Annotated in this window: 6 protein-coding genes and 1 pseudogene; 1 reads left to right on the top strand and 6 read right to left on the bottom strand. The window is 73.3% G+C overall.

The window, feature by feature from the left end:
* Positions 1 to 534: 534 nt before the first annotated feature.
* The 3 genes from obgE to rplU all read right to left on the bottom strand — a co-directional run bounded on the left by obgE (position 535) and on the right by rplU (position 2704).
* Positions 535 to 1971 (bottom strand): GTPase ObgE, encoded by a 1437-nt coding sequence (gene obgE / locus HW130_RS33175; protein ID WP_177153488.1) that lies wholly within the window; start codon positions 1969 to 1971, stop codon positions 535 to 537.
* A gap of 143 nt (positions 1972 to 2114) precedes the next feature.
* Positions 2115 to 2369, bottom strand: coding sequence for a 50S ribosomal protein L27 (rpmA, locus tag HW130_RS33170; RefSeq protein ID WP_030779398.1), 255 nt, complete (start codon positions 2367 to 2369; stop codon positions 2115 to 2117).
* 14 nt (positions 2370 to 2383) lie between these two features.
* Positions 2384 to 2704, bottom strand: a complete 321-nt coding sequence (rplU, locus tag HW130_RS33165; RefSeq protein ID WP_114036861.1) for a 50S ribosomal protein L21 — start codon at positions 2702 to 2704, stop codon at positions 2384 to 2386.
* A 383-nt stretch (positions 2705 to 3087) separates the two neighbouring features.
* On the opposite strand from rplU, the gene HW130_RS33160 reads away from it, so the two are divergent.
* Positions 3088 to 5118 (top strand): glycosyltransferase, encoded by a 2031-nt coding sequence (locus HW130_RS33160; RefSeq protein ID WP_256356495.1) that lies wholly within the window; start codon positions 3088 to 3090, stop codon positions 5116 to 5118.
* A 391-nt stretch (positions 5119 to 5509) separates the two neighbouring features.
* Here the strand turns inward: HW130_RS33160 and HW130_RS33155 are convergent, their stop codons facing one another.
* The 3 genes and pseudogenes from HW130_RS33155 to HW130_RS33145 all read right to left on the bottom strand — a co-directional run.
* A complete protein-coding gene (locus HW130_RS33155; protein WP_177153487.1) occupies positions 5510 to 9805 on the bottom strand; it encodes an Rne/Rng family ribonuclease in 4296 nt (1431 codons plus the stop codon).
* Positions 9806 to 10038: 233 nt separating this feature from the next.
* Positions 10039 to 10818, bottom strand: coding sequence for a TIGR03936 family radical SAM-associated protein (locus HW130_RS33150; RefSeq protein ID WP_177153486.1), 780 nt, complete (start codon positions 10816 to 10818; stop codon positions 10039 to 10041).
* A gap of 123 nt (positions 10819 to 10941) precedes the next feature.
* A pseudogene (locus tag HW130_RS33145) lies at positions 10942 to 11538 on the bottom strand (hypothetical protein); the annotation flags it as partial.

Here is an 11538-nt window from a genome sequence, read left to right as displayed (position 1 = left end):
AGACGGACAAGGCGGGTGAGAGGTTGTGCCTTTCCGTGAAACGGAGCGGCCGCGCACAAGATCGCCCGCCGACGGCCCCTCGGGCGCCCAGGGGCACGCCGCCCCGTCGGCTGCGCGAGCCCCTGGGGGCCGGCCGGGCGGGCTGCGCTCGGGCCGTGACGACGGGTCGCGTCGCCGCGGGGGCAGGACCCGGCGGTCGGGTTTTCGGGCTTCGGGTTTCGGGTTTTCGGTTCTGGGGCGGGGCGGCTGCAGGCACGCGGCTGCACCGGCGGCGGGTGGCGGCCTCGACCGCCTCCCGCGCGGCAGCCGGGCACCCACCCTCCCGGTCGCCGCGCCGGATTCGGGCCCGGGCGCCGGGCCGGGGCCCGAAGGGCCTGCGCGGAGCACCGGCCGGCCGCGCCGGGGCCCGCTTCGTACCGCCGGCCCGGCCGGGCACCGCGCCCGGGAGCACCCGGTCCGGCCCCGCGGAGCCCGGACGCAGTCCGGCCCGGTCAGGCGCGCCTGACCGGGCCGGGAACGACGGCTGCCCCGTTCCTAGAACGGGTCGAAGCCCTCGAACTCCTTCAGCGCCTCGTCGCGCTCCGCCTCGCGGTCGCGGCGGCGCTGCGCCGCCGGGCGCGGGGCCTCGAAGCGGTGGTCCTCACCGCGGCGGCCGAGCATCTCCGCGCCCGCCATCATCGTCGGCTCCCAGTCGAAGACGACCGCGTCGTCCTCGGGGCCGATCGCCACACCGTCGCCCGCGCGGGCGCCGGCCTTCATCAGCTCTTCCTCGACGCCCAGGCGGCCCAGGCGGTCGGCCAGGTAGCCCACGGCCTCGTCGTTGTTGAAGTCGGTCTGGCGCACCCAGCGCTCCGGCTTCTCGCCGCGCACGCGGAACAGGCCGTCCTCCTCCTGCGTGACCGTGAAGCCCGCGTCGTCGACCGCCTTCGGACGGATGACGATCCGGGTCGCCTCCTCCACCGGCTTGGCGGCCCGCGCCGCGGCCACGATCTCGGCCAGCGCGTACGACAGCTCCTTGAGGCCCTTGTGCGCCACCGCCGACACCTCGAAGACGCGGTAGCCGCGCTCCTCCAGGTCCGGGCGGATCATGTCGGCCAGGTCCTGGCCGTCGGGGATGTCGACCTTGTTGAGGACGACGATGCGCGGCCGGTCCTCCAGGCCGCCGTACTGCCGCAGTTCCTCCTCGATGACGTCGAGGTCGGTGGCCGGGTCGCGGTCGGACTCCAGCGTCGCGGTGTCCAGCACGTGCACCAGCACCGAGCAGCGCTCGACGTGACGCAGGAACTCCAGCCCGAGGCCGCGGCCCTGGCTAGCGCCCGGGATCAGGCCGGGGACGTCGGCGATCGTGTACACGGTCGAGCCGGCGGTCACGACACCCAGGTTCGGGACGAGCGTGGTGAAGGGGTAGTCCGCGATCTTCGGCTTGGCCGCGCTGAGCACCGAGATCAGCGAGGACTTGCCCGCGCTCGGATACCCCACGAGCGCGACGTCGGCGACGGTCTTCAGCTCAAGGACCACATCGCCCGAGCGGCCGGGCTCGCCGAGCAGCGCGAAGCCGGGGGCCTTGCGGCGCGCCGAGGCCAGCGCCGCGTTGCCGAGGCCGCCGCGGCCGCCCTCGGCGGCGATGTACGTGGTGCCCTGGCCGACCAGGTCGGCGAGCACGTTGCCCTTCTTGTCGAGGACGACGGTGCCGTCGGGCACGGGCAGGACCAGGTCCTGGCCGTCCTTGCCGGAGCGGTTGCCGCCCTCGCCGGGCTTGCCGTTGGTGGCCTTGCGGTGCGGGCTGTGGTGGTAGTCGAGCAGCGTGGTCACGGACTGGTCGACGACCAGGATGACGTCGCCGCCGCGGCCGCCGTTGCCGCCGTCGGGCCCGCCGAGCGGCTTGAACTTCTCCCGGTGCACGGAGGCGCAGCCGTGGCCTCCGTTACCCGCGGCGACGTGCAGCTCGACGCGGTCCACGAAGGTGGTCATGGAAGTGCCTCCAGTGATGACGGGGTGCCGCCGACGACAGTGACGCCGGTGACGTACGTACGGAATGTCTGTCTCTCAACACACGAAAGGCGGACCCGCTTCCCGGTCCGGGAAGTGAGGTCCGCCCCTCGCGAAAGATCCGATCAGGCGACCGGAACGATGTTCACAACCTTGCGCCCACGGTGGGTACCGAACTCCACGGCGCCCGGCAGCAGCGCGAACAGGGTGTCGTCGCCACCACGACCGACGCCCGCACCGGGGTGGAAGTGGGTGCCACGCTGGCGGACCAGGATCTCACCGGCGTTGACGACCTGACCGCCGAAGCGCTTCACGCCGAGCCGCTGAGCGTTGGAGTCGCGACCGTTCCGGGTGGACGATGCGCCCTTCTTGTGTGCCATCTCTCCTCAGTCCCTTACTTCGCAGCCGTGGGGATGCCGGTGACCTTGATCGCCGTGTACTGCTGACGGTGACCCTGGCGACGGCGGTAGCCGGTCTTGTTCTTGTAGCGAAGGATGTCGATCTTCGCGCCCTTGTGGTGGTCCACGACCTCGGCCGTGACCTTGATACCGGCCAGCACCCACGGGTCGCTGGTCACGGCGTCGCCGTCGACAACGAGCAGGGTCGAGAGCTCGACCGTGTCGCCAACCTTGGCGGTGGAAATCTTGTCAACCTCAACGATGTCGCCGACAGCAACCTTGTGCTGGCGACCACCGCTGCGCACGATGGCGTACACGCGGATCTCTCTCTCGCTCGGAACGGAACCCCTGATGCCAGCCGCTCACACGGGCGCGGGGCCCGAGACGATCCGGAATGGACGAGCGGCCTCTCCCGGCGGAGCGGGAGGAAGGTGCTCAGGGGTGGACGCATAGGGAAACACGCCGAAGGACAAGGTTACGGACCTGCCTGCGGCGGGTCAAACCGGCCCCGTTCAAACCCCCTGGCGCCCACTTGTCACCCAAACGTGACGGTCACAGTGCCTCCACATGCGGGTAAGCGTTTGTAGGATTGGTGCCGACTTTCCTCTGAACACCTCAATAACGGCCATCGAGTCGACCGGGGGGGCTGCGGCTGAGCAGCGACCAGCGCTCGGGCTGCACGCGGAACGGACGACGAGCTTTGACCACCACGCCTGACATCTCGGTGATCATCGGCGCCTACAACGCCATGCCGTACCTCACGAAGACCCTGACCTCCGTGGTCGAGCAGTCGATCGGGCGCGACCGCCTGGAGATCATCACTGTCAACGACGGCTCCACCGACGGTACCGGCAAGGAACTGGAACGCTTCGCCGAGGAGTACCCCGGCCTGTTCCAGGTGTTCCACCAGGAGAACTCCGGCGGCCCCTCGGCCCCCCGCAACAAGGGCCTGGACCACGCGCGGGGCAGGTTCGTGTTCTTCCTGGACGCCGACGACTACCTCGGCGAGGAGGCCCTCGAGCGCATGCTCGCGATGGCCGAGAAGAACAAGACCGACGTGGTGCTCGGCAAGATGAAGGGCGTCAACGGGCGGGGCGCGCCGGCCTCGATGTTCGTACGCAACCAGCCCCGCACGGACGTCTTCAACTCCCGCGTCTACTGGGCGCTCAACCCGCTGAAGCTCATCCGGCGCGAGCTGATCGAGAAGCACAAGCTGCGCTTCCCCCTCGGGTACAAGACCTGTGAAGATCAGCTCTTCACGGGCATGCTCTACCTCAAGGCCGACGGCATCTCGGTCGTCGCCGACTACGACTGCCTGTACATCGTCAAGCGCGACGACGGCGGCAACATCACCACCTCCACGCGCGGCGCCGACAGCCGCATCAAGGTGCTGGAGCTGATGGTCGACCTGGTCGAGAAGCACGTCCCGGCCGGGCCCGACCGCGACGGCCTGATGAACCGGCACCTGTCGATCGACATGTTCCACGCCCTGATCCACCTGGCCAGGGAGTCGGACCCGGAGCTGCAGCGGAAGAACTACGAGCAGCTGCGCGCCCTGCTGGAGCGGTCCTACCCGGACTCGCTCAAGGCCAGGGTGAACGCGATCACGCGGCTGCGGGGCGAGCTCATCCAGCGCGGGATGCTCCAGGAGTCCATCGAGCTGGAGAAGGTCGACCGGCGGCACCGCTCGAGCGGCGAGCAGCCCGGGATCCTCGTCGAGGGCGACCGCGCCTACACCCTGCTGCCGTTCTTCCGCGACGCCGAGCGCGGCATCCCGGACGAGATCTACGACGTCACGGCGGCGCTCCAGGACCGCCACCGGCTGGACTCGGTCGGCATCGAGGACGGCGTGCTGAGGATGACCGGTCACGCCTACCTGCGGCGCGTCCCGCAGGACGTGCCCACCAGCACGGAGCTGGTGCTGCGTGAGCGCGACACCAAGGCCGAGCACCGCTTCCCGACGACAGTCGTGGCCACGCCGGAACTCGGCGCCGGCAAGGAGGACGCCGGGAAGTACCGCTACCCGGAGGCCGGCTTCGCCGCCGAGGTCGACCTGACGAAGGCGGTCGACGGCGGGCGCCTCCCCAAGGGCCTGTGGGACGTCTTCGTCGCCGTCCGGGTCGAGGACGTCGTCAAGGAGATCCGTTTCGGCCACAAGCGCCTGCCAGAGGTGGCCACCACGCCGCAGACGTACGTCGTCGCCGACGGCGAGGAGAACTTCGCGGCCGCGCTGTACTACACGCAGCCGTACAGCAACCTGACGCTCGACGTGGGCGAGAACAAGCACAAGGTCGCGGACAAGCTCCGCATCGAGGGCACCCGCTGGTCGACCAGGATCCCCTCGCAGCTGGAGGTCAGCGGCAGCTGGAAGCTCGCCGGGATGCCGGCGGGCGCGCTGGGCGTACGGCTGGAGGGCGACGGCGGCAGGTCCGTGACGGTGCCGGTCACCCCGACGGGTGACAGCGCCTTCACGGCCAGCGTCTCCTTGGAGGGACTCGCCACCGGCTCCTGGACGGTGTCGCTGTGGCTGCCGTCTCAGCACGGCAAGGGCTGGTCCAAGCCGGTGGGGCCGCAGTCGGCCCTCACCAACACGCGCTGGATCAGCCGCGGCGTCCCGCGCTTCGCGGCCGTGGCGAAGAAGCGGAACAAGCTGGTGCTGCGTGTGGGCCGGGTGGCGATCGTGAAGGCGGTGCTGAAGCGCCTCAAGGCGCTGACGTCCGGCAAGCGCTGACCTGACGACGGCGCGCCCGTCGTACGCGGAGGGGCCCGTGCCACCGGGAAACCGGTGCCACGGGCCCCTCCGCGTACGTGACGCGGCGCCCGCGCGCCCGCGGTCATCGTGGCGTGCACAGGGACGTGCGCAGAGGGCGTACGCGGCCGGCGGCGAGCACCTCATGGCACCGGCGCATGCGCGCGGTCGCGGTGGGCGGCGGGGCGCCGCCTCGGCCCTCGCGCCCGCGTCCCTCATGGCGTACGCAGAGCGTGTGCCACCAGGGTCAGGCACCCGCATGGCACCGGCGCATGCGCGCGGCCTCCCCGAGCGCAGATCACGCGGCCTGCTCCCCGCAAACGCCGACGCGGCCCGCCCCGGTCGAACCGGAGCAGGCCGCGTCGGGAGGTGCCTAGTCCTCGGACGTGGTCGCGGAGACCGACGGCGGCGTCTGTTCAGCCGCCACCGTCTTCTTCGTGGCCTTCTTCGCCGTGGCCTTCTTGGCCGTCGTCTTCTTCGCGGCCGTCTTCTTGGTCGCGGCCTTCTTCGCCGTGGCCTTCTTCGCCGTCTTGCGGGCCGCCTTCTTGGCCGCCGGTGCGGCCTCCGGCTCCTCCGCCTCCGGCTCGGCGGCCTTGGGCTCCGCGGCGACCACGACGATCGCGGCCTCCTCGGCGCCCGACGGCGAACCGGCCGGGGCGGTGACCTTGCGGGTCACCCGGCGGCGGGCACGCGGCGGAGCCGCGACCGGCGCCTCCTCGGCGACCACGGCCGGGGCCTCCGGCTCGGGCTCCGGCTTCACCGCCGGGGCCACCGTCACCTCGGCCGGAGCCGGGGAGCCGGCCGGGGCCGACACCTGACGCGTGACGCGGCGGCGCGTACGGCCCGTGGGGGCCGGCTCGGCGGGAGCCTCCGGCTCCGGCTCGGGCGTGACCGCGCGCTCGGGCGTCGGCTCGGGCACCGCAACCACCGCCGGCTCCGCGGCCTTCGGCGCACCCGCCGGAGCCGTCACCTTGCGGGTCGCCCGGCGGCGGCCACGGCCGCGTGACGCGGCGGCCTCGGCCTCCGCGACGCTGCTGTACAGCTCCTCGTCGGGCGCGAAGGCCGGCTCCTCGAGCGCGACCGGGGCGGCCGCCTCGGCGGCGACCTCCGCCTCCGTCTCGATCTCCGGCTCCGCCACGGCCTGCGGCTCGACGTGCTCGTGCTCCGCGGCAGCGCCACCGCGGCCGCGCTTCTTGGAGCGCTTGCCACCACCGCCACCGGCGGCGGACGGCTGCTCCATGTGCACGATCACCCCGCGCCCGTTGCAGTGGACACAGGTCTCCGAGAACGACTCAAGCAGCCCCTGGCCGACCCGCTTGCGGGTCATCTGCACCAGACCCAGCGACGTCACCTCGGCCACCTGGTGCTTGGTGCGGTCACGGCCCAGACACTCCAGGAGCCGGCGCATGACCAGGTCCCGGTTGGACTCCAGCACCATGTCGATGAAGTCGACGACGACGATGCCGCCCAGGTCGCGCAGCCGCAGCTGGCGCACGATCTCCTCGGCCGCCTCCAGGTTGTTCCTGGTGACGGTCTCCTCGAGGTTGCCGCCCTGACCCGTGAACTTGCCGGTGTTGACGTCGACGACGACCATGGCCTCGGTCTTGTCGATCACCAGCGAGCCGCCGCTCGGCAGCCAGACCTTGCGGTCCAGGGCCTTCATCAGCTGCTCGTCGATCCGGTTGACCGCGAAGACGTCGACCTCGCTGGTCCACCGCTGCAGGCGGTCGACCAGGTCGGGCGCCACGTGCGACACGTAGCCGTGGATGGTTTCCCACGCCTCGTCACCGCTGACGATGACCTTCGAGAAGTCCTCGTTGAAGATGTCGCGGACGACCCGGACGGTCATGTCCGGCTCGCCGTAGAGCAGCGTCGGGGCGTTGCCGCTCTTCGCCTTCTTCTGGATCTCCTCCCACTGCGCCTGCAGACGCTCGACGTCACGGCGCAGCTCGTCCTCGCTCGCCCCCTCGGCGGCGGTGCGCACGATGACGCCCGCGTCCTCGGGAACGATCTTCTTGAGGATCGTCTTCAGCCGGGCGCGCTCGGTGTCGGGCAGCTTGCGGCTGATACCGGTCATCGAGCCCTCGGGCACGTAGACCAGGTAGCGGCCGGGCAGCGAGACCTGGCTGGTCAGGCGGGCGCCCTTGTGACCGATCGGGTCCTTGGTCACCTGGACCAGCACCGACTGGCCGGACTTGAGGGCGGCCTCGATACGGCGCGGGCCGCCCGACATGCCCAGCGCCTCGAAGTTCACCTCGCCCGCGTACAGGACGGCGTTGCGGCCCTTGCCGATGTCGACGAAGGCGGCCTCCATGGACGGCAGGACGTTCTGCACCTTGCCCAGGTAGACGTTGCCGACGTAGCTGGTGGCCTGCTCCTTGTTGACGTAGTGCTCGACGAGCACGTTGTCCTCGAGTACGCCGATCTGGGTGCGCTCGCCGCTCTGGCGGACGACCATCACCCGCTCGACGGCCTCGCGGCGCGCCAGGAACTCCGCCTCGGTGATGATCGGCACCCGGCGGCGGCCCTGCTCGCGGCCTTCGCGGCGGCGCTGCTTCTTCGCCTCCAGACGGGTCGAGCCCTTGATGGACTGGACCTCGTCGCTCGGCTCTTCCTTCTTGCGGGGCTCACGGACCTTGACGACCGTACGGACGCCGTCCTCGTCGGCGGCCTCGGGCTCACCGGCCGCGTCACCGCTGCGACGGCGACGGCGACGGCGACGGCGGCTGCTGCTGGTCCCGGCCGCGGACGGCGTGCCGGCCTCGTCCTCGTCCTCGTCCTCGGCCTCCTCCTCCGCTTCCTCGGCGGCGGCCTCGGCCTCCTCGGCCTCCTCCTCCGCGGACTCGTCCGCGTCGGCTGCCTCACCACGGCGGCGGCGACGGCCCCCGCGGCGGCGACGGCGCGACGGCCGGTCCTCGTACTCGTCGGCCTCCTCGCCCTGCGCGGCCTCCGCCTGCTCGGGCTCGGCCTCCTCCTCGGCCGGAACGGCCTCGGCGGCGGGGGTCTCGACGGGCTCGGCGGGCTCGCCGCGACGACGGCGGCGACGGCGGCCCGCAGGCGGCTCCGGGGCAGCGGTCTCGGTGACCGCCTCGGCGAACTCCTCTTCCTCCTCCGGCTCCGGGGCGCTCGCGGCAGCGGCAGCGGCGGCCGCGGCGGTCTCCGGGGTCTGGAACATCGGCTCGGCGAAGACCGGGGCCTGGAAGGTGGGCACGGCGGGTCGCGCACGGCGGCCGCGCGCGGGCGCCTCGGCCTCCTCGGCCGGTGCGGCGGCCCGCGGCTGCGGGGTGGTGAACTCGGGCGACACGGCACGCCGGCGCGTGCGACCACGGCTGGCGGCCTTCTCGGCGGCGGCGACCTGCGCCTCGGCGGCGGCGATCTGCTCGACGGCGCTCTCGGGCAGGCTCTCGCCCGCCTCGACGGCCTGCTCGTCGGCCTCGGCGGCGGCCGGGGCACCGGCGGGCGCGGTGGCCTTGCGGGCGGCGCGGCGCGTACGCGGGGCGGGCTCCTCCGTCTCGGTCCGGACCTCTTCGGCGGCCATCGCCTTCGGGGCGCCCGCCGGGGCGGACGCACGACGGCGGCGGCGCGGCGCGGCCACCTCGGCGGCCTCGGGCTCAGCGGCCTCGGGCTCGGCGGCCTCCGCCGGCGGAACGGCGGCAGCGGTGTCGGCGGCCTCGGCGGTTTCCGGGGCGCCGGCCGGAGCCGTCGCCTTGCGCGTCGCACGGCGGCGGGTACGCGGCGCGGGGGCCTCCGCCTCCGTGTCGACGTCCGCGGCCTGCGGAGCCTGCGCCGACTCGGTCTCCGCGACCTGCGGCGCACCGGCAGCAGCCGTCGCCTTACGCGTCGCACGGCGGCGGGTACGCGGCGCGGGGGCCTCCGCCTCCGTGTCGACGTCCGCGGCCTGCGGAGCCTGCGCCGACTCGGTCTCCGCGACCTGCGGCGCACCGGCAGCAGCCGTCGCCTTACGCGTCGCACGGCGGCGGGTACGCGGCGCGGGGGCCTCGGCCTCGGCGCTCTCGCCCACCACGGCGGAGACGCCCGCCACAGCAGGCACGACGGCCTGCGCGGCCTCCGCCTGCGTGGGCTGGTCCTCCTGCGCTTCGGCGGCCTTGGGCGCACCGGCCGGGGCGGACGCCCGGCGCCGCGTACGGCGGGGAGCGGCATCCTCGGCGGTGACGACCGGCTCGGCGGTCTCCTCGGCCTCCTCGGCCTCAAGGGTCGCGGCGGCCTCGGCGGTCTCCTCGGCCTCGGCCGGAACGGCCTCCGCCTGCACGGGGGCGGCAGCAGGCGCGGTGGCCTTACGGGTGGCGCGGCGGCGCGTACGCGGCGCGGGCGCCTCCTCGGACTCGTCCGCGGCCGGCTCCGCGGCCTCGGGCGCGCCCGCCGGAGCGGTCGCCTTGCGCGTGGCGCGGCGCCTGGTGCGCGGTGCGGCCGCCTCTGCGGCCTCGGCGGTCGGGGCGGCGGCGGCCTGCGGGGCAGCGGCCTCGGGGCTCTCCGCCGTTTCGGCGGCTTCCGGCGCAGCGGCCTCGCTCAGGGCGGCGGTGTCCGCCGCGCTCGGCGGCCCGGCGGGACGCGACGCGGCGCGCCTGCGGCGCGGCGGCAGCGTGTCGCTGGGGGTGTGGTGTTCTTGGTTGTTGTCTCCGGCGGTGCCGGATCCGATCGGCTCGAGCATGCGGGCGTTTCTCCCGTCGCGCTCCCGGGCGCCACGCCTGGTCCGGTCCGGCCGCGGCCCGCGTGATGTGCGCGGTGCCGCCGTCCGGGGCGCGGGCGCCGCACGGGAGCTGATGTCTGGCTCGCCGGTTCCCTACGCGATGTACGTACGGCCTGGCGAAAGTCTTCTGTGTCAATGCGCGGCCCGGCTCAGGTGGCTCCCGAGTGTCCAGAGCCGCGCTACGACGACCGTCCTTACGCGGCGGGACCTTCCGGCGCCGTCGCAGGGGCTGTCCCGGCGGCCGTGGGTGGAGCGGCCGGGGCTGCCTCGCGGTCGGGCGCGAGCGGGTCGGTCACCGTGCCGGACTCCTCGTCGAAGAGCCCCTGCGCCAGCCTGGTCACCGCTGCGGGGACCGGCGGCGCCAGGTCGGCCACAGCTCGGAGACCGGACAGGACGTCGTCGGGTCGCACGGCAGGTGTCACGTGCCGAACAACCAGCCGCAGTATCGCACAGGGCCCCTCCCCCGGCCTATCAGGCTGGGGACGACCCGCCTGCAGATCGGCGACGGCACCCCGCGCGTCGAAGGTCCGCATGCCGTTCTTCGTCTTCCGCTGAACGTCGACCGTCTCGGCGGCGAGGAACGAGGTCACGGCATTCTCGGCGGTCTGCGGCTCGACGCCGTCCAGCCGCATCTCCCACACGGACGCGGTGAGCCGGTCGGCCAGGCCCGAGGTGCGGGCCTCGACGGCGTCGGTGATGTCGAGTCCGTCCGGCAGCGACTCGTCGAGCAGCTCGCGCAGCTTGTCGGGGTCGCGGTGCTCGGTGAGGGCGATCTCCAGGTACTCGGCCTCGCTGCCCGTGCCGGTGGGTGCGGCATTGGCGTACGACACCTTCGGGTGCGGGGTGAAGCCCGCCGAGTACGCCATGGGCACCTCGGCGCGCCGCAGCGCACGCTCGAAGGCGCGCTGGAAGTCACGGTGGCTGGTGAACCGGAGGCGGCCGCGCTTGGTGTAGCGCAGTCGGATGCGCTGCACCGCAGGTGCGGGCGGCGGGCCTTCGGGCTGTCGCTTGCCCAGTGGTTCTTCTCCTCGGTGCGGAGCGGGCGCGGGTGGCGCGCCGCCCTCGGACGTGCGGGGGTTCCCTCGGGGCCGGCCGGCTCACCCCTGCTTGCGCAGGGAGACCTCGGTCGCGGCCGCCACGCCGGGAACGGTCTGTGGTTGTTGCGTATCACCCAGGTTACGCGCCCGGCGCGCCGTGCCCGTCATGGGAGTCGCGGGCTCCGTGTACATCGTGCCGCCGCCCAGGGCGCGCCATGCGTCGCGGCGGGCCCGGCGCAGGGTCAGACGCGCCGAGGCGATCGCGGCGCGCACGGTCCGTCCGGCCTCGACGGCGGCCCGTGCGAGCGGACGCAAGACGGCGTCGCGCACGAAGTGCCCGACGGGCGTGCACACACCGCGGTAGAACCAGCGCGCCGGACGGCCCGCGAGGTTCCACGCGAGCCACTTGAGCCCCCGGCCGACGGCTCGCGACACGTACCCGGCGAACTGCCACGCGAGCCGGAGGGCCGCGACGGTCTCCCTGCCGATCGGCGCGAGGACGTAGCGGTACACCCAGACCGCCGGTGCCACGACCAGGTGGACGAGGAGCCGGACGATGCCGTGCCCGAGCGGGGTGAGCATGTTCCGGTAGAGCCACACGGCGGGCAGGACCAGCCCGTACCGGCAGATCCACACGACCGGGACGACGAGTCCGTA

It is taken from the genome of Streptomyces sp. PKU-EA00015, from assembly GCF_013387495.1.
Taxonomy (GTDB): Bacteria; Actinomycetota; Actinomycetes; order Streptomycetales; family Streptomycetaceae; genus Streptomyces.
This window is presented reverse-complemented; position numbering and strand designations above follow the sequence as displayed.

What these genes read in the sequence shown, in the direction of transcription:
- obgE (WP_177153488.1), bottom strand. Translation starts at nt 1,971, where the DNA reads ATGACCACCTTCGTGGACCGCGTCGAGCTGCACGTCGCCGCGGGTAAC.
- rpmA (WP_030779398.1), bottom strand. Translation starts at nt 2,369, where the DNA reads ATGGCACACAAGAAGGGCGCATCGTCCACCCGGAACGGTCGCGACTCC.
- HW130_RS33155 (WP_177153487.1), bottom strand. Translation starts at nt 9,805, where the DNA reads ATGCTCGAGCCGATCGGATCCGGCACCGCCGGAGACAACAACCAAGAA.